This is a genomic window from Saccharibacillus sacchari DSM 19268 (genome assembly GCF_000585395.1).
GTDB lineage: Bacteria > Bacillota > Bacilli > Paenibacillales > Paenibacillaceae > Saccharibacillus > Saccharibacillus sacchari.
This window is the reverse complement of sequence record NZ_KK073875.1, coordinates 2,371,444-2,396,357: the sequence shown is the minus strand read 5'-3', so window position 1 is coordinate 2,396,357 and position 24,914 is coordinate 2,371,444. Positions and strand designations below refer to the sequence as shown.

The following is a 24,914-nucleotide window of genomic DNA, read 5'->3' as shown; positions in this document are numbered from 1 at the left end:
ACGCTGCAAACGGAGGGTATTCGATTAATGATCTATGTACTATTAGCGGTCTTTATCTTCATTTGAACAGGTAAGGGAAGTTCGAAAAGGCTTGTCGTCCCCAAAAAATCATACCCTCAAAGAACGCAGGAAGCATGTCTCTGACATCAAGCAGAACCTACAGGAGAAAGAAGCTCTTGCAAATGCAGGAATATGTCCGAGATGCCAAAGCAAATTGGTCGAGCGGCAAGGAAAGAACGGGCCTTTTATAGGGTGCAGCAGTTTTCCGAAATGCCGTTACACGAAAGCATAACCGTCTTTTCCTTATATGAGGAAAGGCGGTTTTTTGTTTATGCAAAATGCCTATAAGATTATACATATTTGCTCAAGAGTATGGCATAATTAGAATATACGTCAATGTATGCAGTCGTATACTGTGCAGCTTATCGGCAAAGGAGAGGACCCTATAGCAAGAACCAAATCATTCGGAAGGAACGTGAATAATGACTGAATCCGTAGTCCCGTCCCCTGCCCGTAAGCCTTCTGCGCCCAGAGCGCACGGGAAGAAGACGGTTAGGCAAATTATAATCCGAACAATCTTTATCATCCTCGGCGCAATCCTCGTTGCCGTGGCTTTGGAATTGTTCCTTGTCCCCAATAAAATTACCGATGGCGGCATCACCGGCATATCGGTTATGGCCTCTTTCCTCACCGGTTGGAAGCTGGGTATTTTCCTGTTTGTTTTAAACCTCCCTTTCCTGATTATCGGCTACAAACAAATCGGCAAGACTTTTGCGTTATCCACGCTTCTCGGCATTACCGTACTCTCGATCGGAACCGTACTACTGCATCCGGTTCAGGCTTTTGTCACGGATACCTTGCTGGCCTTCGTATTCGGCGGTATTTTTCTCGGTGTCGGCACGGGTATCGTCATCCGCAACGGCGGTTCGCTTGACGGCACGGAGATTATCGCAATTTTGGTTTCGCGCAAAACGCCTTTTTCGGTCGGCGAGATCGTCATGTTCGTCAATCTGTTCATTTTGTCGGGTGCAGGTTTCGTCTTTGGTTGGGACCGAGCGTTATTTTCGATTCTTGCCTACTACATCGCTTACAAGATGATCGACATGACGATCGAAGGCATGAACGAGTCGAAGTCGGTATGGATTATCAGCGATCAGATCGACGATATCGGCAACGCGATTCTGGATCGTCTCGGACGCGGCGTGACTTACTTGGCAGGCGAGGGCGGATTTACCGGAGATCCGAAAAAAGTGATCTTTTGCGTCATTACGCGCCTGGAAGAAGCCAAGCTCAAAGAAATCGTGAATCAGTTTGACGATAACGCTTTTCTGGCGATCGGCAACATTCATGACGTCAAAGGCGGTCGATTCAAGAAAAAAGATATTCACTAACTCGTAACGGAATAACAGATAATTTATACAGGACCTGGGAAATGTTTTAGTTCTCAGGTCCTGTATTTTTTGTAAGTCGTAGTGTCCAATTTTAGAATTTTGAAACTTTTCGAAAAATGTTCACGTATACTTAGGCATGTCCGAAACGTTTGATAGGTCGATCTGACGAAGTTTCATCGATTGGTCGAACGGGTAAGTGGGTATTAGGAATTTTTAAAAAAATTATACAGAATGAATAGGGGAGAACAAAAACATGAACAAAAAATTATTCGGAAGCTTCGGCGCTTTGGTCATGACCGGCGCGCTTGTACTGTCCGGTTGCGGAAACAACGCGGCAAGTCCGGCTGCCGCGGTAGAACAATCGCCTAAAGCTTTGCTGAAAGAATCGGTTACCAGCGCAATGGGCGCCACTTCGTACTCGATGGACAGCAATTTCACGATCAACGAGCTGACGGTTACCGTTCCTCCGACAAGCATGGATACGACAAGCGTGAACCAAGTAGTGAGCATGCTGAAGGGCGCGGAATTCAACGTGAAGACCGTATACCAAGGCGATCCGATGCAAACGGAAATGAACCTTGAAGTGAAGCTGAAAGGCGACATGGAAATGACGATCAAGCTTCCGATGGTCATGACCAAAGAAAAAATGTACATCAAAGTACCGAACATCGCGTTGCTGCCGCTTCCGGAAAACATCGTAGGCAAATTCATCGAATTCGACCTGCAAGAACTGGCTGCCGAGCAAGGCGCGGAATTCAACGACGCGATGCTTGATCCGAAAAACTCGCAAAAACTTAGCGCGGATCTGAGTGCGGCGGTACTGGACAGCTTCGACGAAGGCACATACTTCAAAAAAGTAGCCGCAGGCGACGCGGGTCTGCCTGAAGGCGTGACGGCTGAAGACGTTGTACGTTTCGAAGTAACGAACGACAACGTGAAAGACGCGATCACGACGCTGGTTAACGTAGCGCTTCCTAAAGTAATCGAAACGCTGGATACGCCGGAATACCGCGAAATGCTCGGCCTGACCGAACAGGACCTGCAAGACGCGAAATCCGAGCTGAGCACGACGGACAACGAGCAAATGAGCCAAGATCTGGACGAACTGAAAAACTATCTGACGGTCAACACGTTCCAACTGGACACGGCGCTGAACAAAGATAAATTCCCGGTTCACCAAAAAATGACGGTAGACGTCAACTTCCAGGATCCGGAATCCGAAACATCGGGTAAAGTATCCCTGACGGGTTCGTCGACGTACAGCAAAGTCAACGAAGCGCAAACGTTTGAAGTCGGCATCCCGACAGATACGATCACGCTCGACGAGCTGGAAAACATGAACTACTAATCGGCATATCCCGAAAAAGCAAAAAGGCGGCCCATTGCGGGTCGCCTTTTTTATTATGCGAATATGCGCTTCATAGCTTCTGGTTGATTAGCGCAAGAAGAAGGGGCGTCGACGTCGACGGCGGACATCGTTCATCGATCGGAAGCACCGGAGTCTCCGAGAATTGGATCGCTGCTGAGCAGAGAGGAGGCTGCCTCCTTTTTCGCCGTCGCTTGCTCGGCTTGCCGCAGCGCTTTACGTTCTTTCATCCGAACGCGCAGCCCCCGGAAAAAATCGGACAACAGTTCGGCGCATTCGTTTTGCAGCACGCCCTCGATCAACTCCGTGCGATGGTTGAAACGAGGCTCTTGCAGTAAATTCATCAATGTTCCCGCGCAACCGGCTTTGGGATCGGGAGTTCCGTACACGACCAACGGTACCCGGCCTTGCACAATGGCGCCTGCACACATCGGACAAGGCTCCAGCGTGACATATAATGTACAATCGAGCAGCCTCCAAGCACCGATTCTCTCACTGGCTTCACGAATCGCAATCATTTCGGCATGAGCCGTCGCGTCGTGCGTGGTTTCGCGCAAGTTATAACCCCGGCCGATCACTTCGCCATGACGGACGATGACGGCACCGATCGGAACCTCTCCGATGGCTTCGGCTTTCCGTGCTTCTTCTATGGCTAATCGCATCCAATATTCATGATCTTTTTCCGTATCAAAAGCTTCCAAACGATAAAGCTCCTTTCATTCGCTAAAGAGGATATCCATCGAACAAACATTCGTGTTGTTAACATGGTGTGTACAAAATTGTGGATAACTAGCGAGTAGTCCACAGTGTTATGCACATATTCTACATGACAATTGTGGATTTGTGAATTGCCTGTGGATAAATAAAACCCCCATTCCGAGGAACGGGGGCATCGAATATCTACGCTTACGGCGAAGTCGCATTGCTTGTACTGATGGTATTCGTGGAGTCCTGATAATTCCGGATAATAGATACTTCTACCCGACGGTTTTGAGCGCGTCCCGAAGCCGTTGCGTTCGAAGCAATAGGTTGGTACTCGCCTGCGGCAATAGCCGTAAATCGCTGCGGGTCCAGATTTTTATTTTGCAATAAAACCTGAAGGAAGTTATTCGCCCGACCGGAGCTGAGATCCCAGTTGGATTTGAAGTTGTTATTGAAGATCGGAACATTGTCGGTATGACCGATAACCTGAATGTTGTAGCCCGGGAAGTTTTTCAGGATATTCGCGATCGACGCACCCAATGTACGCGATGTCGGTTTGACCGTCGCTTCGCCGGAAGCGAATAGCGCCTTATCGCTGATCGTGATTTGGAGTTGAGACTGGTTAAGGTTCGTTTCCAGCTGATTGCTAAGACCGTTGCTTGCGATATAACTGTCCAGCTGCTTTTTGAGCTTGGTCAGGTCTTCTTGTTCTTTCTTTTTAAGCTTGGCCAACGTTTCGTCAGCCGTATCTTTTTTGGAGTCCTTGGCCTGTTGAACCATTTGTTCGACGGATTGGGTCTCTTCGGACTTCGATCCGTCCTGCGTTTTGCTTTCATCCGTTGCGGACGTGTGGTCCATAATACTTTTTCCGCCGTTGAATACGGAATCGAAAGCCTCGGCCATTGCCTCAAACTTGCTGACGTTAGCCGAACTCATGGCATACAGTACGATGAATAGAGCAAGTAAAAGAGTCATTAAGTCGGAATAAGGAAGCAACCAGCTTTCGTCGGCATGTTCTTCGTGGTGTTCCGGTCTAGCCTTCTTGGCCACTCGAACCGCCTCCCTTTTCTTCTAACTTCTTGCGTTCCGTAGGAGTCAGGAATACGGCCAGCTTTTGATTGATCGCGATTGTCGATACGCCCGATTGGATCGAGAGCAGACCTTCAACCATCATCATGCGCACTTCCACTTCTTTTTTCGACACGCGTTTGAGCTTGTTGGAGATCGGGTGAGCCAGCACGTAACCGACAAAGATACCGAGCAGCGTGGCGATAAACGCAGCCGCGATGGCGTGCGCCAGTTTGTTCATGTCTTCAAGCTCGCCGAGTGCGGCAATCAGGCCGACTACGGCTCCCAGTACGCCGAGCGTCGGCGCGTACATGCCTGCCTGGGAGAAGATTTGGGCTCCGACCCGGTGGCGTTCTTCCATGGCGTGTATGTCTTCCATTAATACATCGCTGACGAATTCCTGGTCGTTGCCGTCGATAATCATCCGCATGCCGTTACGCAGGAAGTCATCGTCGATTTCATCGACTTTCGATTCCAGGGCAAGCAGACCTTCGCGGCGCGTGATCGATGCCCATTCCATGAACATGCCCACCAGCTCGGCCTTATCGATCGTTTTAGGTTTGAACAAAAAGATCTTGACCAGCTTCGGGAAGTTCTTCAAATCGCTCATCGGGAATCCGACGAAGATCGTTGAGGTCGTGCCACCAATAATGATAAGATACGCCGCCGGTACCATCAGGGAACCGAGCGGTGCTCCTTTTAAAATCATGCCGACAAAAATGGAAACTAGAGCTAGGACCAGACCGATAAGAGACGATAATTCCATGTAAGCACCTCATCCATGAGAATATAAAACTTGCATAAGCACAGTGGGCCATCCCTGGCCTGTGCGAACTACAGAAGACGAGTCTTCTTTTCCAGCTACTACGTGCAACCTTTCCCAAGCGGTGACTTGTGCATATCTGGATACAGTTTGTCCCCGATCCGTGTAAGCGAACAGGAGCACAAGCGCGCAAATCGACAAAATGAGTGTTTGCTGGCCTTTTTGCTTTAAAAAACACCCTACAACTCCTATGTTTTTTATCGACAGGGGGAGCTTTTTTTTTTAAGAGACAAATTGCGCTATAATGAAAATAAGACAGCAGGTTTAAAATAATGGACAAAAAAGGAGCAGCGCAAATGGGAGTCAAACACGGTCGAGATTACGGGGAGATTTTGCAGGATTTAACGAAAGCGGTCTCATTGATTTCGGATAGTTATCTGTTTTTCGAAATGGATTCGGAGGATTGGGAGCGTCTGGGCCCCGAAGATCGGCTGGAGGTGCATGAGGCTTTGGCCGAGGATTTATTCTATGCGTTGGGCACGCAGCCGTCCATTGATGTCGGCAGTGCAGTCGTGATTCATGATAGTGCACTGCACCGAATCAATGTTTTAATCGGGAATCAAGAAATGACCTTCGTGGCGCTGATCTGAGAAAGCCGATAGGCTGCGTCTCTATTCTGCCGATGTGCGGTAAACCATGCAGTAAAAAGGCTTCATTCCTTCGGGCGTCATGCGTTCGTAGAGGTCCGTTATCGTGAATCCGGCTTTGCGGTAAGCCTTGATCGCCCGTTGATTCCACGTCAATACTTCCAGGTCAATCTCTTGGCCAGGGATGCGCTTCAAGGCTTCTTCCGCTACCGCTTGGACAAATTCCGTTCCCATCCCTTGTCCGCATAGGTCAGGGTGCATGCCGATCCCGATTCGGGTCGTTCCGCCGAGCGGAAAAAGTTGAGCGAACCCATGCAGCAGATTGTTCCGATAGACCGTCACGTATTGTTGTTCGCGCAGCTCGGGATCGCCGAATTCGATCCCGAGCTTTTTCATTTCGTCCCACGGCATCCAGCCGTACACGTCGTACGGAGCTTCGTAATGCCAACTACTGACGGTTTCGGCTTCTTCCTCTGTCATCGTCCGTACCTCGAATGAATCAGCTTGCATCGCGGTTTCGACTCCTTTTCAAATAAAACCATTAAAATGGGAAAAATACGTTTGATCAATTTTCAGGCGGGTAATCAATAATAAGCCGAAAAAACTTCATGAAAAAACCGCATCAAGATGAGAGGTCATCCGAATGCGGCTCTATGAAAAACAGTTTATGATCAGGTAGAGATAGATTGAAAAGATTAGCTTCCCGCAAACTCGTTATAAGAGCAGCTGCTTACATTACGCGAGCCGCGCCTACATAACGTTCCGCATAATAACTGGAGCCCAGGCTGTCGTAACGAACTCCGTTCGAAGACGATGAGTGGGCGAATTTGTTGTTTCCTACGTAAATGCCCACATGCGAGATACCGCGGCCATTGGTATTAAAGAACACTAAGTCTCCTGCACGAAGATCGCTCTTGTCCACTTTGCTTCCGGCTCCGTATTGAGCGGAAGATTGACGCGGCAAGTCGATGCCAAGCTTGTCGAACACATAGCTTGTAAAGCCCGAGCAATCAAATCCGTTAAGCGTAGTTCCCGCAGTGCGGTATGGTGTTCCGAGTGCAGAGTCGATTACGTTGTCCAATTTGGAGTCTGCATGAGCGTTTCCTGTAGTCACCACGCTGAACGCGATGGCGAGACCCATTACTGCGGCTGTCAGCTTCTTCTTCAAAGACATTGTACCCCTTCCGTTTTGCCTGCGAGGTTAGCTTAAGGATTCGGTTGAGAAGGTCCCCCTATGACTCCTTCGTTGCGAAGTCAATTCACCCATAACTGGTTCCCCCGCTTCCCGGTGCCGGAATTCGGCTTAGATCTTGGTTTGCACCGAAAAGCTTCGTTTGTCGTGTCGTCGTTGGTTGATTTGCGTCTTGCATATATGGCTTCAATCAAAGTTTACAAAGTTGTTACTACTCACAAGTCACATTGTAGCAAAGGACTTAGCCATTGGCAAACCTTTATTTAGCGCTTTCTTGATGCGTGTTTAACACGGACCTTCCACCAAGGCTCTCAAAGCCGCGCCGTTATAAGGTTTTATAGAAGTTACAAAAGGTGACGTTCACATAAATTTACGAATATATTCTTACGGATCAAGCAAGTGAGCAGGCGATTTTCGACAAGAAAACCGGATAAACTCCAGGTTTTTTGTTTTGCTTTCGTCTTTTTATCGGATAGAATAGAGAAAGATGAAGAGTTTACTGAAAAAAGGTTAACTTTTTGCAAGAATTTGGATTGCACTCATTGGCCGAAAGGGGCGTAAATTCCCGTTATGGAAGAGAAACAGACAGGTAAAAAACAGCTCGGTCTGAACATTATCAGCAGCAGCCAAAAAAGCAGCAAACACAAAGGCTTCGGTACGGGAGCCATTAATCTGAATAACGTATCTCCGATTATCATCGATGAAGGCGAGGCCCGAATCGACGTGGGAGCCATGCATGCCAAGAGCAAGGTAGAGCGCGGCATTCGCTTTACGGCGGAACGCCAGGACGCGGAAGGCGGACGTCTCGTTTGGTTGGTCTGGGTTGCCGTGGACAAGACGGAAGAAGGCGGCAGCTATGCGGGAGCGACGGCTTGCGAGATGTGGATCAACAGCGAGACCAAGCGCGGGTTCAAGATTCTGGCTGACCACGTGAACAAGCTGGATTATGCGATCAAGCGCAAAATCATCCTGAGCGAGATGGATGAAGAGGCGAAGGCGGCGTTGAAAAAGCTGCTGACGACTCACAATGCGGAATGGTGGGAACGTTCGCCGGAAGAATTGAAGAATGAACTCGGCGGTTAACCGTTCTATCATTGAAAAATAGGCTAAAACAAAAAAGCGCTGCTTCCTGATCGGGAGTCGCGCTTTTTGTGCCTTTCGCAATACCTTTGCTTACTGGCTTACCTATAAAAAGGCTGCGGCGGGTTGGCTTTGTCGTTGACGGAGACGTAAGGATGATCCTTGAGGAAAAAGCGCCACGGTTTGGCCGCGTACTCCTCGGCGTAATCGATATTGATCCGCGGCCCGCAGACGATATCCAGCCCGGCAATATCATCGCCTGCCTCCAGGTATAGCGGAGATGTCGGTACGGTCAAGCGACAGCCGTTAAAAGACTTGTCGATATCGAGCGCCCGGCAGAGCTTGCCTGGTCCGCCCGACAAATCTGCCGGCTTTTTCGATTTGATGGACCGAAGCAAGCGCATGCGGCGCTCGTCTTCTTCGGTCAAAGGCTCGACGGCGCGGATCAGCACCGCTTGCGGATCGTCCGGCACGCCCGTTACGACGTTCAGGCAATGATACATGCCATAGATTAGGTAGACGTAAGCCGTTCCTCCCGCGCCGAACATGATCTCCGTACGTTTGGTGCGTCGTCCTCCGTAAGCATGGCTGCCTTTGTCCTCGATTCCGCCGTAGCTCTCCGTTTCGATGATGCGGCTGCGGATTACGCCGATCTCGCTGCGGCGCACCAACGTTTGCCCCAACAACTTCGGAGAAGCATCCAGGGCTGTGGAAGCAAACAAAGATGTCGGAAGCGGTTGGAAACCGGAGTGCGGGGCGAGTGATGACTCTGATGGAGAATGCGATTCGCTCGGCATCGTGACACCTCCTGTTTGATACGTGATTTCTTCCTATGCTATCATACCCGCTTCCGGCAATCCTGCCGCAGATCACGCCAAGCGCTTGCTCCTGTATAACTTCCCTGAAAACATCAGCTTATATGCCGGATTACTTCCTAATACGCCCTAGGTCCGAATCCCGGAATATGCTATAGTATTATAGAAGAAATCTTCATCAAGAAGGATTGGAGCGGAAGCGCTATGCAAGGCATGAGCCGCGTCCTGATTACGATCACCAGTAGGCAGGACGAAGAGAAGGTCGAGCAGAAGCTCGCCGGACAGGTTTTTCAGAAAGACAAGTCGCTATACATCCGTTACGAAGAGCCTGGAGCAAGCGGCGGTGAAGGCGTACGCACGCTGCTCAAGGTCATGCCAAACGAATTGAAAGTTACCCGCCACGGCGAGGTGGAATCGGAGCAGTCCTTCCGCAAAGGGGACAGTCTGCCCGGTTTTTACCGTTCGCCTTACACGCGTTTCGACATGGTTACCCATACCCGGGAACTGAACGTGCGCATGCAGGGCCCCACGGGAGAAATTCACTGGGAGTACGAGCTGGAAGTCCACGACGTCCTCTCGGGTCATTTTGCCGTTAGCTTAACCATACAGGAGGAAGTCAACTCACATGACGATTAACCCGCTTGAACAGCTTGAGAACACTGTGAAAAAGGCTGTCGCCCAGGCGATCGCCAAAGCCGGCCTCGTAGCCGAAACCGATATTCCGGAGATCGGACTGGAAGTGCCGAAAGACAAAACGCACGGCGACCTGTCCACCAATGCGGCGATGCAGCTTACGCGGATCGCGAAGAAAAACCCGCGCATGATTGCGGAAGCCATCCTGGAAAACCTGGACCGCGAAGCCGCAGGCATCGTGCAGGCAGACATCGCGGGACCCGGCTTCATTAACTTCACGTTGAATAAAAGCTATCTGTATCCGGTCGTCGGCACCGTTCACGCGCAAGGCGAGAACTACGGACGGATCGAAGACGGAAAAGGCAAACGCGTGCAGATGGAATTCGTCAGCGCCAACCCGACCGGAAGCTTGCACCTGGGCCATGCCCGCGGCGCGGCTGTCGGCGATGCGCTGTGCAATCTGCTTGATTTCGCCGGTTACGAAGTGACGCGCGAATACTACATCAACGATGCCGGCAACCAGGTGACGAATCTGTGCCTGTCGCTCGAAGCGCGTTACAAGCAGGAATTGGGACAAGAAGCCGAGATGCCGGAAGACGGTTACTTCGGCGAAGACATCAAAGGGTTCGCGAAAGAATTGGTCGAGCGCGAAGGAGAGCGTCTGCTGTCCTTGAGCCAGGGCGAGCTGATGGAGTATCTGCGCACGTACGGACTGGAAAAAGAAATGCAGAAAATCCGCCGCGATCTGGATCGTTTCCGCGTGCATTTCGACGTCTTCTTCAGCGAAACGTCGTTGTATGAAAACGGACAAGTGCTGGACGCGCTCGACGAGCTGCGTTCGCGGGGCGAAGTGTTCGAAGAAGGCGGCGCGACTTGGCTGAAAACGACCAAGTACGGCGACGACAAAGACCGCGTGCTGATCAAAAACGACGGTACGTATACGTACTTGACGCCGGACATCGCGTACCACCGCGATAAGTACGCGCGCGGGTTCGACAAAGTCATGAACATCTGGGGCGCCGACCACCACGGGTACATTCCGCGGATGAAGGCCGCCATGCAAGCGTTGGGCAACGATCCCGAGAAGTTGATCGTGTTGATCGCGCAGATGGTCAGTCTGTTCCAAGGCGGCGAGAAGGTCAAAATGTCCAAGCGTACCGGCAAAGCCGTTACGATGGAAGACCTGATGGATGAAGTAGGCGTCGATCCGATGCGTTACTTCTTCACGATGCGCAGCATGGATTCGCACCTGGACTTCGATATGGATCTTGCCGTTTCGACGTCGAACGAGAACCCTGCGTTCTACGTTCAATACGCGCATGCGCGCATTTGCAGCATTTTCCGCCAGGCCGACGAGCAAAACGTGACCGTGCTGCCGCTCGACCAAGTCGACTTGAGCAAATTGACCGCTAACCATGAATACGATTTGCTTCGCAAATTGGGCGAACTGCCGGAAGAAATCCGGATCGCCGCCGAAGGCTACGCGCCGCACCGTCTGACTCGTTATGTATACGAAGTGTCGGCGATGCTGCACAGTTACTACAAAGCGGAACGTTTCATCACCGAAGATGCCGCGGTCACGCAAGCCCGTCTTGCCCTGCTCGGCGCGGTTCGTACCGTTATTGCCAACGTGCTTCGTCTGATCGGCGTTTCCGCGCCGGAGCGGATGTAAGAGCAAGATCCGAAAGCTTTTGGAGCGGTTTGCCGCTTCGGAGCGTTTCGAAAGATTGGAATTCTGCCGAAAAATCGTCTCCGCTTCTTGCAATTTGCGCGCGGATGCGTTTTACTTAGGTTGACTTTTTCTGTATGACCGAATTGCAATACGTTTTGAGAGGACGTGTCCAATTGACACCTGCACCGATTGAACTATCACTTGACGATGAAAAAATCCGCGAAATGCCTATGGTCGATCTGGCCTTTTTGATTTTGAAAAAAGCCAACGAACCTTACTACTATCCGGATCTGATGAAGGAAGTCGGTCGCCAACGCGGCATGACTGACGAAGAAGCGCAAAACATGATTGCTCAATTGTACACGGAGATCAACATTGATGGCCGTTTTGCTTGCGTAGGCACGAATCTGTGGGGATTGAAACGTTGGTACCCGCTGGAGAAATCCGAAGATCCGGTTGTCAGCGCGAAGCGTCCGCGCATTATCAACGACGAGGACGACGACGATTTGGACGAAGATACTTCCTTCAATTCCGAGCCGGATGACGAAGCGAACGATGAAGACGACGATCTGTTCGATGCCGACGAAGACGATTCGGACGAAGACGTCATCGTGGACGACGAGATCGAAGACGAAGAAGAAGAGATCGAAGGCGAAGAGATGGATGACGAAGATCTCGACGAGGAAGAAGAAGAGGAAGAAGAGTTCGACGGCGAGGAAGAAAACGAGCGCTAAGGCGTTCTTTTTCTCTTCCCGTTCGGCTTTTGATCAGGCGGGAAAACAAGCTGAAAATGCCTGCTTTCCCTGCTTGACAGCCCTCGGGCGAGAAGGTAAACTATTGCTTGGGCTTTTGATTTAAGTACGGATTTATATTGGAAAGACGATAAAAAGTGCCCCGTGGACACGGGTGTCACTTTTTTTGTTTTTTATAGGGGTATTTCCATACGTAATGCCTTGCCAACTCTTAATCAGGGGTTGATGTTCGCCTGAAACGCACGCGTTTTAGGTGTGATTCATGCAAATATCAACCTACCTTTAGCGTTGACGAGGCAGTAATGCCATCCCGATCGGTAAAATTGAGCGTCGGAACGTTTAAAGATTCAACCATAATCATCGTACAGGGGGTTTTTTACAGTGACTAAGTATATCTTCGTAACGGGCGGCGTCGTATCGTCGCTCGGCAAAGGCATCACGGCGGCATCACTCGGCAGACTTTTGAAAAATAGAGGCCTGAAAGTGACCATCCAGAAATTCGATCCTTACATTAACGTTGACCCAGGGACGATGAGCCCGTATCAACACGGTGAAGTATTCGTAACGGACGACGGCGCGGAAACGGACCTTGACCTTGGACACTACGAGCGTTTCATCGATATCAACCTGTCGAAGAACAGTAACGTAACGACGGGTAAAGTGTATTCGTCGGTCATCAGCAAAGAGCGCCGCGGCGAATACCTGGGCGGAACCGTACAGGTTATTCCCCATATCACGAACGAAATCAAGGAACGCATCATGCGTGCCGGACGCGAGTCCGGTTCCGACGTCGTCATCACCGAAATCGGTGGTACGGTAGGCGACATCGAGAGCTTGCCGTTCCTGGAGTCGATTCGTCAGCTTCGCAGCGACGTAGGCCGCGATAACGTGATGTATATTCACGTTACGCTGATTCCTTACATCAAGGCTGCCGGCGAAATCAAAACAAAACCGACCCAACACAGCGTAAAAGAACTGCGCAGTATCGGAATTCAGCCGAACGTGATCGTTTGCCGCACCGAGCATGAACTGTCCGAAGACACGAAAGCGAAGATCGGATTGTTCTGCGACCTGGACAAAGATGCCGTCGTGGAATGCCGCGATGCGTCGACCCTGTACGAAGTACCGCTGAACCTGCGCGCCGAAGGTCTGGACGAGATCGTCGTGAAGCACCTGAAGCTGGATACGCCGCAGCCGGACATGACCGAGTGGGAAGCACTGGTTGAACGGATCGGCAAGCTGGAAAAAACGGTTGAAATCGCGATCGTCGGTAAATACGTCGCGCTGCACGATGCTTATTTGAGCGTGGTTGAATCGCTGTCGCACGCCGGCTTCGACGCTAACGCGGACGTAAAAATCCGTTGGGTGGACGCGGAAGAAATCACGGACGAGAACGTTGAAGAAAAGCTCGGCGGACTCGGCGGCATCCTCGTGCCGGGCGGCTTCGGCGATCGTGGCATCGAAGGCAAAATTACGGCGATCCGTTATGCGCGCGAGAATAACGTACCGTTCTTCGGTATTTGCCTCGGCATGCAGGTATCGGTTATCGAATATGCGCGCGCACTGGCTAACATGGAAGGCGCGAACAGCTCGGAGATCGATCCGACTACGACATTCCCTGTAATCGACCTTCTGCCCGAACAAAAAGACATCGAAGATCTGGGCGGCACCATGCGTCTGGGCTTGTATCCTTGCAAACTCGTTGAAGGTTCGCTGGCAATGGAATGCTACGACGACGAACTGGTTTACGAAAGACACCGTCACCGGTACGAGTTCAACAACGCTTACCGCGAACAGATCGAAGCGGCAGGCCTCGTGATCTCCGGTACTTCGCCGGACGGCCGTCTGGTCGAAATCGTCGAACTGCCGAATCACCCATGGTTCCTGGCCGTGCAATTCCACCCGGAATTCACGTCGAGACCGAACCGTCCGCAACCGCTGTTCCGCGAATTCGTCAAAGCGGCGATCACGTACACGATCGACTAAAATCTTCATATTTCAAGAAAGGCTCGGCATCTGCCGGGTCTTTCTTTTTGTGTTATTCTCCCCGTGTTCGTCCGATATTGGGAAATATTCGGACTTCCTGCTGGAATTAGCAGGAAACCGCCATTAAAAGTCGAATTAAACCTCTGAAGTCCAAAAACGACAGCGAGCGTAAGCTCCTGCGCACATAAAGCACGCTCGACGCCCGAACATCGGGCCGATCGCAGAAAGAAACCGGGGGAGGATTAGCCAAGATGAGCGAACATAAAATTTTAATCGTCGACGACCAAAACGGAATCCGCATGCTGCTAACCGAAGTGTTCGGGAGCGAAGGCTACAAAACCTATCAAGCCGCCAACGGTAAAGAAGCGCTGGCCTTGCTCCAAACCGACCGCCCCGACCTTGTCCTGCTGGACATGAAAATCCCGGGCATGGACGGCCTGGAGATTCTCCGCCACATCAAAGCCCAAGATCCCGATATCAAGGTCATCATGATGACCGCCTACGGCGAACTCGACATGATCAAAGAAGCCAAAGACCAAGGCGCCCTGATGCACTTCACCAAGCCTTTCGACATCGACGAAATGCGCTTGGCCGTGGGCCGCTATTTGCGCGGCGAGTGAATCGGGAAAGTCACGGTGGCGGGGGGAAGCGAGAAGACTCCGAGAGAAATTCGTTCAAGACGCTGTCTCACTTGGAAAACTGGATTGAAATTTAAGTGGTTGTTTTCCAAGTTCAAAGGCGTCTTTCACTGAATTTCTCTCTCCGTCTTCTCGCTTCCAGCCACGTTGGACTTTCTCGACACTCTAAGAACGCTAATTTCGGCGTTCTTTTTATTATCCATACCTAATCTTGTGCTCTAGCGAAGCACCGAGCGGAGGGGGAAATTCAGTTTAAGACGCCTTTGAACCCGGAAAGATTCCTTAGTTAAATCCAATTCAACTTTCCGGGTGAGACAGCGCCTTAAACGAATTTCCCCCGCAGCGCCCCCGCTTCCCTAACGCACATCCCCCCGACACTCAAAATACTTTTAACTTTATAACCTGCCTGTTTAGTATTTCAACCGAGAGTGCTATAATGAACAAGTATGGATGTCGGCACTAGAAAGAAATCCAACATTTAATTTAGGAGGAACCATCATGCCATTAGTTTCGATGAAAGACATGTTGAACAAAGCTCTCGAGGAAAAATACGCGGTAGGTCAGTTCAACATCAACAACCTGGAATGGACACAAGCCATCCTGGGCGCAGCCGAAGAAGAAAAATCTCCGGTAATCCTCGGTGTATCCGAAGGCGCGGCTCGTCATATGGGCGGTTTCAATACAGTCGTGAAAATGGTTGAAGGTCTGCTGATCGACATGAACATCACCGTTCCTGTTGCAATCCACCTCGACCACGGTTCGAGCTTCGACAAGTGTAAAGCAGCTCTCGACGCTGGTTTCACTTCCGTTATGATCGACGGTTCGCACCACCCGATCGAAGAAAACATCGAAATGACGAAAAAAGTCGTTGAGTACGCACACGCTAAAGGCGCTTCGGTAGAAGCTGAAGTTGGCACGGTTGGCGGACAAGAAGACGACGTAATCGGCGGCATCCAGTATGCGGACCTGAACGAATGCGTACGCATCGTGAAGGAAACCGGCATCGACACGCTGGCTCCTGCACTGGGTTCCGTACACGGTCCTTACCATGGCGAACCAAACCTGGGCTTCAAAGAGATGGAAGAAATCCGCGACGCGGTTAACCTTCCACTGGTTCTGCACGGCGGAACAGGGATCCCGACTCATGACATCCAAAAATCGATCTCCCTGGGTACGTCGAAAATCAACGTAAACACGGAAAACCAAATCGCTTTCGCTAAAGTCGTTCGCGAAGTTCTGGCTGCCAAGCCTGAAGCTTACGACCCACGTACGTTCATCGTACCGGGCCGCGATGCAATCAAAGCTACGGTCATCGGCAAAATCAAAGAATTCGGTTCCAGCAACAAAGCCTAAGCATCCGCTTAGGACGATATCACGCACTTTTTGCGCGTAATGTCGATTTTTATTGCAAAATCCGAAGCACTCATTCATTATGGAAAGGTCACCGTCTCAAGCGGTGTCTTTCCATTTTGTTTTAAATTCCGTGTCATCACAATTTTCAGTCTTCTTCGAATGGCTGCACATCAAGTAGGGGGACCTTTGAACTTATGGAGAAATTAATGATCACCGGCGGTCGTCCGCTCCAAGGGACGGTTACGATCAGCGGTGCAAAAAACAGTGCGATTGCGCTTATTCCAGCAGCGCTGCTTGCAGATTCCGAAGTGATATTGGACAATCTCCCGCTGCTCAGCGACGTAGCGGTGTATGCTGAGATCCTTGAAGGACTCGGCGCACGCGTATCCTGGGAAGGCAGCCAGATGCGAATCGATCCATCGAAAGTCAAATCGATTCCGATGCCTAACGGACCCGTTAAAAAACTGCGAGCTTCCTACTATATGATGGGTGCTCTGCTTGGCAAGTTTGGCGAAGCGCTAATTGGGCTTCCGGGCGGCTGCAACTTCGAGCCTCGTCCGATTGACCAGCATATCAAAGGCTTCGAGGCACTCGGCGCAACCGCGGTTAATGAGCATGGGGCGATCCATCTGCACTCGGAAGGTCTTCGCGGCACCAAAATCTATCTGGACGTCGCAAGCGTAGGCGCGACGATCAACATCATGCTGGCGGCTGCCAAAGCCAAAGGCTCCACAATTATCGAAAACGCGGCGAAAGAGCCTGAAATCATAGACGTAGCGACATTACTCAACTCCATGGGAGCCAGCATCAAAGGCGCGGGTACGGAGACCATCCGTATCGAAGGCGTTCAGGAACTGCATGGCTGCCGACATTCGATTATTCCCGACCGCATTCAGGCCGGTACTTATATGATTGCCGCTGCTGCCACGCGGGGCAACGTATTGATTGACAGCGTGATTCCGAAGCATCTGGAGGCGCTCACGGCCAAGTTGCAAGAAATGGGCGTCACGGTTGAAGAAATGGACGAAAGCATCCGTATTATCGGAGGTCCGGATTATCAGCATGTTGATGTCAAAGCTTTGGTTTACCCGGGTTTTCCGACCGATCTGCAATCTCCGATGACCAGTCTGCTTACGCAGGCGAACGGCGCAAGCGTGCTTAGCGACTTTGTTTACAGCAATCGCTTTAAGCATGTGCCGGAGTTGGTTCGCATGGGCGCGAAAATTCGTGTTGAAGGCCGCTCTGCGGTTATTGAAGGCGGCAAATTAAATGCAGCCAAAGTTCAGGCTGCCGATTTGCGCGCCGGAGCAGCTCTTGTCATTGCCGGATTAACTGTTGAAAACGGCGTGACCGAGATTGAAGGAGTCGAGTATATCGATCGGGGTTACGACAACCTGGTAACGAATCTTCGCAGTCTGGGTGCTGACGTTTGGCGCCAGACAACCTGATATTTGATACAGGCGCGGCCAAACGGCCGCGTCCGTACCTTTTTCGGACGTTTTCGAATCAACTTTTTCCTAATTGGGTAATGCTTATCGTAAATGGAAGTCTAATCTTCGTTTCCCTCATTTCCAGACACCTTACTCCTATTCGTTCGGAACCAATCCGAACCCAAATTCGATTGACAACGTTTATTCAAGCAATTCGCGCAACTCACCAATCAGCCCAAGAGAATATATTTGTCCAGATGAAAGTAACGAGAGAATGTATTTCTTCGTTTAAATATAGATCGATTATTTGACTAATAAACTGTCACGTTTATTTCAGGACAAGATCTTCCTTTGCACATTGATTTCTGAACGTTCGGCTTCCGGCTAGAACTCCCGAGAGAGTGGCGCGGAGCTTTCCAATATAAAATTGAATAGGTGGTTATCTTACATGGATTTGCAACTTTCCGATTTGGAAGTTATGAAACTGACTGATCTTTACAAACTGGCCAAGCAGCATCAGATTACGTACTACAGCCAGATGAAGAAAAAAGAATTGGTTTTCGCCATTTTACGTGCGCAAGCCGAAAAAAGCGGCTTGATGTTTATGCAGGGCGTACTGGAAGTGCTGCCCGAAGGATACGGATTCTTGCGTCCGATCAACTACCTGCCAAGCACGGAAGATATCTATATCTCGGCTTCGCAGATTCGCAAATTTGATCTTCGCAGCGGTGATCTCGTGTCCGGAAAATGCCGTGCCCCCAAGGAAAACGAGCGTTATTTCGGCTTGCTTCAAGTCAATGCCGTCAATGGGCTCGATCCGGCTACGGCTGCGGAACGTCTGCATTTTCCTGCGCTTACCGCACTCTATCCCGAGAAAAAACTGCCGCTCGAAACGACGCAAAATCGCTTGTCCGCCCGAATCGTCGATCTGATTGCCCCTGTAGGTCTCGGTCAGCGCGGTTTGATCGTGGCGCCGCCAAAAGCGGGTAAAACGCAGCTGCTCAAAGAGATCGCGAACAGCATTTCCGACAACAACCCCGATATCGAGTTGTTTGTCCTGCTTATCGACGAACGCCCTGAAGAAGTAACCGATATGCAGCGCTCCGTCAAAGGCGAAGTTGTGGCATCGACTTTCGATGAACTGCCGGAGAATCATATCAAGGTAGCGGAGTTGGTATTGGAACGTGCCCTGCGCATGGTGGAACATAAGAAAGACGTCGTGATTTTGCTCGATAGCATTACGCGGCTTGCTCGTGCCTACAACCTGGTTATTCCGCCATCCGGCCGTACGCTTAGCGGGGGTATTGACCCGGCTGCTTTCCATCGTCCGAAACGATTCTTCGGTGCTGCGCGCAATGTTGAAGAAGGCGGCAGCTTGACGATTCTGGCTACGGCTCTGATTGACACGGGGTCCAGAATGGACGATATTATCTATGAAGAATTTAAAGGAACTGGCAATATGGAACTGCATTTGGATCGGAAATTGGCGGAGCGTCGGATTTTCCCGGCCATCGATATTCGTCGTTCCGGTACGCGTCGCGAGGAAATGCTGCTGTCTAAAGAAGAACTGGATGCCGTTTGGCATGTACGTAAAAATATGAACGACTCGTTCGACTTTATCGAAGGTTTCCTTAAAAAGATGAAAAACGCCAAAAACAATGCGGAATTTATCGCGGCGTTGGATGCAACCGAAGAAAAAGGGAGTACCAAGCCCTCTTCCGCATCCTCTTCGAAAAGCAACGGGAATTCGTCTTCCGGCGTGACACGGCGCCCGGCGCGGACCGCTTCCGCCCCTGTAACAACCAAATAAATATCGCAAGCCCGCTAAAAGGAGACCTCACCCATGCATTTGGTTTACGCCGATGAGAACGGCAACGTATACGATCACCCCGAGCTGCTGTCGCTGGCACGCAGTGCTGATATGATTATGGAAATTATGGACGATGAACTGATTCCGCTCCCTGAAGGTGCAACTTTGGTCAGCCTTCCGAGCACCAAGCCGGTTGCTCTTGACCCCGATACCGGAGAAATGGTTGCGCTGGACGGTATGCAAGCCGTCGGTGCTTTGCTTCCTCAGGGCTTCACGCGTCTGGCGTTGCCGGGCTACGTGAAGACGGATAAAGAATATAAATTGCCGTTGTTCGGTTATTCCGCCGTCGTCTGGAAAGACGGAGGTTTCTACGTAACGGCTGAACAATGCGACGATCCGGAGAAATGGAACCCGGACAACTGCGACAAAAAAGAACTCAACAAAAAAGTCCACGACTTCGTTGAGAGATATCCGGAAAACCGTCTGTACGAGCATTTGTCGAATTGCGCGCTCGGCTACGAATGCCTGACGTCCTCCAATACGTTCCTCGGACGTTGGGAAGGCGGCGTTCCGGTGTCGTATTCCTGCAACGCGGGTTGTTTCGGCTGCATTTCCGAACAGCCTGACGACAGCGGCTTCGTCGCGCCCCAGACCCGCATGAACTTCCGTCCGCGGACGGACGAAATCGTGCAGATCATGATGGAGCACCTGACGACGCCGGAATCGATCATCAGCTTCGGCCAAGGCTGCGAAGGCGAACCTTCCACCCAAGCCAAGATCATCATCGAAGCGATGCGCGAAGTCCGTTCGCGTACCGATATGGGTTATATCAACATCAATACGAACGCGGGTCTGACCGACCATATTCGCGGCATTGTCGATGCCGGTCTCGATTTGATGCGCGTCAGTACGATCAGCGCACTCGACGATCACTACAACGCATATTACAAGCCGCGTGCCTATAATCTCAAAAACGTCGAGAAGTCGATGATCTATGCCGCGCAGCAGGGCGTCTATACGTCGATCAATTATTTGATCTTCCCGGGGGTCACCGACCGCGAAGAAGAGATCGAAGCCATGATCGAATTCGCGCGCCGTACGGATCTGAAGCTGATCCAGATGCGCAACCTGAACATCGACCCGGAAAGCTACATGGAGCTGATTCCTCCTGCCCGCAGCGAATTGCTCGGCATGAAGCAAATGCTGGAGATTTTCCGCGAAGAGCTGCCGAACGTCGTGATCGGCTCGTACACGCATGTACCTCCTGAAAGTCAACGGCGTGTTAAACCGCGTGTCGGTGGGCTAGCATAAGGCTCACTTGATTCTGCGGGCTCGAATAAGTTCATTCTTCCGCTCCGCTCGTTTCGCTTCACAGCCTTGAGACAAATTCGTCTCAAGGTTGGGTGAAGCAAAGCCGAAGTCGCTCCAGAACGAACTTATGCTCGCGGGTAGGTTGGCGAATTAAATCCTATTCGAGAATTTCTTATGAAGCTGCGCGTTCAAAGCAAGACGAAGAAGCCGCGCGGGAAATAACCGCCCGGCTTCTTCATCTAAGTTTCCGCCCCCTCAATAAAAAGAGGGGGTCGGAAACGGCGGCGCGGGTCCGGTTTCGAATCGAAGCGACTTTTGGATTTCCTTTTACCCGGAGATCAATGAATCTCCGGGACGGAAACCAAGGGAAGCGCCGATCGAAACCGGACCCGCGCCGCGGCCGGCAGCGACCATGCCGGCCTGTTTGCGTTTTCTCTTTTTATCCCGTATAATATGGAATGCCGTGCTAGATGGGGAGGTAGCGGTGCCCTGTAACTCGCAATCCGCTATAGCGAGGTTGAATTCCTACTCGAGGTCTTGCCCTGTAAGGTTTGGTCTTTACACATAATGTTGACGGTTGGGTCCTCCGCAATGAGCACCTGTGAACCTGGTCAGGTCCGGAAGGAAGCAGCCATAAGCAGACAAGCTTTTGTGCCGGAGGGTGGCCTAGCCCGAGTTGTTGTGTAGAGGTGCCGCTTGGATGGCATCGTATCGAAGGTAGGTGCACGGTTTAACTTTTAAATTTTCATACGACCGACATCTTTGCCGCAGGCAGAGGTGTTTTTCTTTTTTTATCGGAGGAAAAGACCTGAGCGTCGTTTTTATCGGGCCGGAAATATAGTATAATTAAGGGAAGACGATAGTCCAAAAAAGAAGGAGCCGCTAATGGAACATATTGCGCTTTACCGGGCTTGGCGGCCTCAGTCCTTCGGGGACATGGTGGGGCAACAGCATATTATCCGCACGCTGCAGAATGCCATCCGTGAACAGCGGGTATCCCATGCCTACTTGTTCAGCGGACCGCGGGGAACGGGCAAGACGAGTGCCGCGAAGATTTTGGCCAAAGCCGTCAACTGCGAGAAAGGACCTGCTCCGGAACCGTGCAACGAATGCGAGACGTGCAAACGGATCGCGGCCGGAGCGGTGATGGACGTACTCGAGATCGATGCCGCCTCCAACCGGGGCGTGGAAGAGATTCGGGACCTGCGCGACAAGATCAAATATGCTCCGACCGAAGTTCGGCGTAAAGTTTATATTATCGACGAAGTTCATATGCTCACGACGGAAGCGTTTAACGCTCTGTTGAAGACGCTGGAAGAACCTCCGGAGCATGCGATGTTTATTTTGGCCACGACGGAACCGCATAAGCTGCCGGCGACGATCATTTCGCGCTGTCAGCGTTTTGACTTCCGGCGCGTGTCGCTTGAAGAGCAAACGGGTCGTTTGAGCGAGATTTGCCGCGAAGAACAGATCGACGCCGAGGAAAGCGCGCTGCAGTACATTGCGCGGTTATCCGACGGCGGAATGCGGGATGCGCTGAGCGTACTCGATCAGATTTCCGCATTCACCGAAGGCAAAGTCACCTACGAGCAAGTGCTGGGCATGACCGGCGGGATCGCTTCCGAGCAATTTTCCGCTTTGGCTGATTCCCTTTCTGCGAAAGACGCCGGAGGCGTACTGCAAACGGTCGAGAGTTGGATGCAGGAAGGCAAAAGCGCGGACAAATGCATGGAGAACCTTCTATTCTACTTCCGCGACCTGCTGATGATCAAAATGGTACCGAACGCCGAGCATATGACGGAGCGCGTACTCGATGCCGCATCTTTTCATGAAGTAGCGGAGCGTTTTACCAAAGAGCAGTTATTCCGTATTATTGATACGTTGAGCCGGTACCAGAATGAGATGAAGTATGCGGCCAATCCGCAAATGCTGTTCGAAGTGGCGCTGCTGAACCTGGTGAGTCTCGGTGATCGTGCCGAAGCTTCGGTGCAAGATGGTGCTGTCGCAAGTTCGCCTCCCGCAGATTCTCAGGCCGTGAAGCGTCTCGAAGGCCGAATTGCCGATCTGGAGAAAAAGCTGGAGCAGGCGATGCGCAATGGCGTATCTGCTTCCGGCGGAGCGGAATCGGGCGGCAATCGTCCAGCGACCCGCCAGAGTGCGCCGCGCGTCTCTCGCATGGCCAAGCTGCCGCCGCATATGGATCAATATCTGGCGCGTAAAGACGACGACTCGTTCAAGGACATTCGCGGCAAGTGGAATCAAGTCTTGCAACGGGTAAAAGAAGAGAAGGTCACCGTTCACGCTTGGTTCACCAACGGCGAGCCGGTGTCCGCATTGGATGATTCCGTGCTGGTTGCTTTTAAAAATGACATCCACCGCGAAACGATCGAAAAACAGGCCAATCGTCAAGTCGTCGAGCAGGTTCTGTCCGATTTCCTGGGCGGCCAATGGCAACTGCTCACGATTATGCAAAAGGATTGGAACGAATCGACCGAGTCTGCCGGTTCTTCAAAGTCTGAAGTGCTGGAGCTCGAACAGGAAGAGGAGTCCGGCAGCAAAGAACCTTGGGTAGACGAAGCATTGAATCTATTCGGGGAAAATCTGGTTGTCATCAAAGAATAAATCCCGCCCGGCTCGCCGCATTCGATATGTGCAGTCAAGTCGAGGTCCACTATTAAGGAGAGATTGCGATGAATAACAACATGAACCAAATGATGAAACAGGTTAAAAAGATGCAAGAGCAAATGATGAAAGCTCAAGAAGAGCTCGGCACGAAAAAAGTCGAAGGCACTTCGGGCGGCGGCGTCGTGAATGTAGAAGTCAACGGTCATAAAAAAGTCATCGCGATCAACATCAAACCTGAAGCGGTAGATCCGGACGATGTTGAAATGCTGCAAGACTTGATTCTGACCGCTGTTAACGATGCATTGACCAAAGCCGAAGAACTGGCAAACAAAGATATGGGCAAATTCACTAACGGTATGAAGATCCCGGGTCTGTTCTAAACTATTTGTAAAAGGGAAGTGTGGCCTTGTATTATCCGGAGCCGATTGCCAAGTTAATAGAAGCGTTCTCCAGACTGCCGGGAATCGGGCCGAAGACGGCTGCGAGGCTGGCCTTTCATGTATTAAGTATGAAGGAAGACGACGTGATCGACTTTGCCAAGGCATTAGTCAGTGTTAAACGCAATCTTCATTACTGTTCCGTATGCGGGAATATTACCGATACCGATCCGTGCAGAATCTGCCAAGACAAGACACGCGATGCTTCCGTTATCTGCGTTGTTCAGGACCCTAGAGACCTTGTTGCGATGGAAAGAACCAAAGAGTTCGACGGTTATTATCATGTGCTGCACGGCGCGATCTCTCCTATGGAAGGAATCGGTCCCGACGACATCCGTTTGAAGGAGTTGTTGACCCGGCTTAGTGACGAGCGGGTGCAAGAGCTGATTCTGGCAACGAATCCGAATATCGAAGGCGAGGCGACGGCGATGTACATTTCGCGTCTGGTTCGTCCGTTCGAGATTAAGGTAACGAGAATTGCGCACGGTCTTCCTGTGGGCGGCGATCTGGAATATGCGGATGAGGTAACGCTCTCCAAAGCTTTGGAAGGACGTCGAGAACTTTAATCAGCAGGATATAGGAAAAGCACTCGCAAGCCATAACGCTGCGGGTGCTTTTTTGCGTAGATTCGCTGAATATAGCTGACAGAAGAGCGCTTTCAATGTATAATCCATGTATTGTAGCTAAGAATAAAGCGTGTTTTCACAGTAAAATGCATAAATATCAGATTATTTGCAAAGAAAGTGTTGACTCGCTATATGCTCGCATGCTACATTAATAAACGGCTCTTCCAAACGAAGGCCTCGCAACTTCAACCAATAACATCAGCGCTGAAAAAGAATTTAAAAAAAGTGCTTGACGAACTGCTTGAAACTGTGATAGGATATAAAAGTCGCCGCTGAGACAAACGGCGCCGAACAAAAGAAACAAATGAACACGGTTTGCTCCTTGAAAACTGAACAGTAAGTGAGTCGCGATGATGAAGATCGTCGTGAGAATATAGATTCTTGAGCAATCAAGAATCGCCAACGTTTTAAACGAGCACATCGTGCTTTCTTTTAAACGGCGACTTCGGTCGCCACCTTAATGGAGAGTTTGATCCTGGCTCAGGACGAACGCTGGCGGCATTTTTTCGGCTTTGGCAAGCAGCTTCGGTTCGTCCCAGTGGATGAGGTCGTCGGAATAGGTAATCCACATAGCGGCTTTTTCCGTTCCGTAAGCTTCGCCCACATATTCTTCCGGC

Annotated in this window: 22 protein-coding genes, 1 other RNA gene, 2 pseudogenes and 1 riboswitch; of the genes and pseudogenes, 18 read left to right on the top strand and 7 right to left on the bottom strand. The window is 51.0% G+C overall.

Going from position 1 to position 24,914, the window contains the following annotated elements; all coding sequences use genetic code 11:
* Positions 1–91 precede the first annotated feature (91 nt).
* From SACSAC_RS28645 to SACSAC_RS10250, 3 genes are all read left to right on the top strand, one after another.
* On the top strand, positions 92–292 hold the full coding sequence (locus tag SACSAC_RS28645) for a topoisomerase DNA-binding C4 zinc finger domain-containing protein (protein WP_084778000.1): 201 nt from the start codon (positions 92–94) through the stop codon (positions 290–292).
* 190 nt (positions 293–482) lie between these two features.
* Positions 483–1,391 carry a YitT family protein gene (locus SACSAC_RS10255; protein WP_037285922.1) on the top strand — a complete coding sequence of 303 codons (909 nt, stop codon included), beginning with the start codon at positions 483–485 and terminating at the stop codon, positions 1,389–1,391.
* A gap of 253 nt (positions 1,392–1,644) precedes the next feature.
* Positions 1,645–2,739, top strand: a complete 1,095-nt coding sequence (locus SACSAC_RS10250; RefSeq protein ID WP_037285919.1) for a hypothetical protein — start codon at positions 1,645–1,647, stop codon at positions 2,737–2,739.
* Between the two features lie 224 nt (positions 2,740–2,963).
* On the opposite strand, the pseudogene tadA reads toward SACSAC_RS10250, so the two are convergent.
* The 3 genes and pseudogenes from tadA to motA all read right to left on the bottom strand — a co-directional run.
* Positions 2,964–3,458: pseudogene (gene tadA / locus SACSAC_RS10245) on the bottom strand (tRNA adenosine(34) deaminase TadA); the annotation flags it as partial.
* 205 nt (positions 3,459–3,663) lie between these two features.
* Entirely contained in the window at positions 3,664–4,509 is an 846-nt protein-coding gene (locus tag SACSAC_RS10240; protein WP_037285913.1) for a flagellar motor protein MotB, read from the bottom strand.
* Positions 4,493–5,293, bottom strand: coding sequence for a flagellar motor stator protein MotA (motA, locus tag SACSAC_RS10235; protein WP_037285910.1), 801 nt, complete (start codon positions 5,291–5,293; stop codon positions 4,493–4,495). The genes SACSAC_RS10240 and motA overlap by 17 nt, the downstream gene beginning before the upstream one ends.
* Positions 5,294–5,646: 353 nt before the next feature.
* On the opposite strand from motA, the gene SACSAC_RS10230 reads away from it, so the two are divergent.
* Positions 5,647–5,940 carry a hypothetical protein gene (locus tag SACSAC_RS10230; RefSeq protein ID WP_037285907.1) on the top strand — a complete coding sequence of 98 codons (294 nt, stop codon included), beginning with the start codon at positions 5,647–5,649 and terminating at the stop codon, positions 5,938–5,940.
* Between the two features lie 21 nt (positions 5,941–5,961).
* Here SACSAC_RS10230 and SACSAC_RS10225 read toward each other — a convergent pair whose 3' ends face one another.
* Together SACSAC_RS10225 and SACSAC_RS10220 are read right to left on the bottom strand one after the other, a co-directional pair.
* Positions 5,962–6,447, bottom strand: coding sequence for a GNAT family N-acetyltransferase (locus tag SACSAC_RS10225; RefSeq protein WP_037285904.1), 486 nt, complete (start codon positions 6,445–6,447; stop codon positions 5,962–5,964).
* 220 nt (positions 6,448–6,667) lie between these two features.
* On the bottom strand, positions 6,668–7,105 hold the full coding sequence (locus SACSAC_RS10220; RefSeq protein ID WP_037292606.1) for a C40 family peptidase: 438 nt from the start codon (positions 7,103–7,105) through the stop codon (positions 6,668–6,670).
* Positions 7,106–7,112: 7 nt separating this feature from the next.
* A riboswitch (cyclic di-AMP (ydaO/yuaA leader) is annotated at positions 7,113–7,251 on the bottom strand.
* A gap of 448 nt (positions 7,252–7,699) precedes the next feature.
* Between SACSAC_RS10220 and SACSAC_RS10215 the strand changes: the two genes are divergently transcribed.
* Positions 7,700–8,212 (top strand): YwhD family protein, encoded by a 513-nt coding sequence (locus SACSAC_RS10215; protein WP_037285901.1) that lies wholly within the window; start codon positions 7,700–7,702, stop codon positions 8,210–8,212.
* Between the two features lie 98 nt (positions 8,213–8,310).
* On the opposite strand, the gene SACSAC_RS10210 is transcribed toward SACSAC_RS10215, so the two are convergent.
* Positions 8,311–9,006, bottom strand: a complete 696-nt coding sequence (locus SACSAC_RS10210; RefSeq protein ID WP_051507027.1) for a DNA-3-methyladenine glycosylase — start codon at positions 9,004–9,006, stop codon at positions 8,311–8,313.
* Between the two features lie 222 nt (positions 9,007–9,228).
* Between SACSAC_RS10210 and SACSAC_RS10205 the strand changes: the two genes are divergently transcribed.
* The 13 genes from SACSAC_RS10205 to recR all read left to right on the top strand — a co-directional run bounded on the left by SACSAC_RS10205 (position 9,229) and on the right by recR (position 24,237).
* Positions 9,229–9,660, top strand: a complete 432-nt coding sequence (locus SACSAC_RS10205; RefSeq protein WP_037285898.1) for a YwiB family protein — start codon at positions 9,229–9,231, stop codon at positions 9,658–9,660.
* Positions 9,650–11,329: an arginine--tRNA ligase gene (gene argS, locus SACSAC_RS10200; protein ID WP_037285895.1), complete on the top strand. Its 1,680-nt coding sequence runs from the start codon at positions 9,650–9,652 to the stop codon at positions 11,327–11,329. The genes SACSAC_RS10205 and argS overlap by 11 nt, the downstream gene beginning before the upstream one ends.
* Positions 11,330–11,463: 134 nt before the next feature.
* Positions 11,464–12,063: a DNA-directed RNA polymerase subunit delta gene (rpoE, locus tag SACSAC_RS10195; RefSeq protein ID WP_051507026.1), complete on the top strand. Its 600-nt coding sequence runs from the start codon at positions 11,464–11,466 to the stop codon at positions 12,061–12,063.
* A 399-nt stretch (positions 12,064–12,462) separates the two neighbouring features.
* Complete coding sequence (locus SACSAC_RS10190) at positions 12,463–14,067, top strand: CTP synthase (RefSeq protein ID WP_037285890.1); 1,605 nt, start codon at positions 12,463–12,465, stop codon at positions 14,065–14,067.
* A gap of 251 nt (positions 14,068–14,318) precedes the next feature.
* Positions 14,319–14,687 carry a response regulator gene (locus tag SACSAC_RS10185; RefSeq protein WP_037285886.1) on the top strand — a complete coding sequence of 123 codons (369 nt, stop codon included), beginning with the start codon at positions 14,319–14,321 and terminating at the stop codon, positions 14,685–14,687.
* Between the two features lie 516 nt (positions 14,688–15,203).
* On the top strand, positions 15,204–16,058 hold the full coding sequence (gene fba / locus SACSAC_RS10180) for a class II fructose-1,6-bisphosphate aldolase (protein WP_037285883.1): 855 nt from the start codon (positions 15,204–15,206) through the stop codon (positions 16,056–16,058).
* A 194-nt stretch (positions 16,059–16,252) separates the two neighbouring features.
* Positions 16,253–17,506: a UDP-N-acetylglucosamine 1-carboxyvinyltransferase gene (locus SACSAC_RS10175; protein WP_037285881.1), complete on the top strand. Its 1,254-nt coding sequence runs from the start codon at positions 16,253–16,255 to the stop codon at positions 17,504–17,506.
* Between the two features lie 430 nt (positions 17,507–17,936).
* On the top strand, positions 17,937–19,298 hold the full coding sequence (rho, locus tag SACSAC_RS10170; RefSeq protein ID WP_037285878.1) for a transcription termination factor Rho: 1,362 nt from the start codon (positions 17,937–17,939) through the stop codon (positions 19,296–19,298).
* Positions 19,299–19,331: 33 nt separating this feature from the next.
* Positions 19,332–20,609: a radical SAM family protein gene (locus SACSAC_RS10165; RefSeq protein ID WP_037285875.1), complete on the top strand. Its 1,278-nt coding sequence runs from the start codon at positions 19,332–19,334 to the stop codon at positions 20,607–20,609.
* A gap of 461 nt (positions 20,610–21,070) precedes the next feature.
* Positions 21,071–21,338: signal recognition particle sRNA large type (gene ffs / locus SACSAC_RS27650), an RNA gene on the top strand.
* A 156-nt stretch (positions 21,339–21,494) separates the two neighbouring features.
* A complete protein-coding gene (gene dnaX / locus SACSAC_RS10160; RefSeq protein ID WP_037285872.1) occupies positions 21,495–23,231 on the top strand; it encodes a DNA polymerase III subunit gamma/tau in 1,737 nt (578 codons plus the stop codon).
* 68 nt (positions 23,232–23,299) lie between these two features.
* Positions 23,300–23,614: a YbaB/EbfC family nucleoid-associated protein gene (locus SACSAC_RS10155; protein WP_037285869.1), complete on the top strand. Its 315-nt coding sequence runs from the start codon at positions 23,300–23,302 to the stop codon at positions 23,612–23,614.
* Positions 23,615–23,640: 26 nt separating this feature from the next.
* On the top strand, positions 23,641–24,237 hold the full coding sequence (gene recR / locus SACSAC_RS10150; RefSeq protein ID WP_037285864.1) for a recombination mediator RecR: 597 nt from the start codon (positions 23,641–23,643) through the stop codon (positions 24,235–24,237).
* A gap of 565 nt (positions 24,238–24,802) precedes the next feature.
* Here recR and SACSAC_RS28705 read toward each other — a convergent pair.
* Positions 24,803–24,914: pseudogene (locus SACSAC_RS28705) on the bottom strand (glycoside hydrolase family 130 protein); the annotation flags it as partial.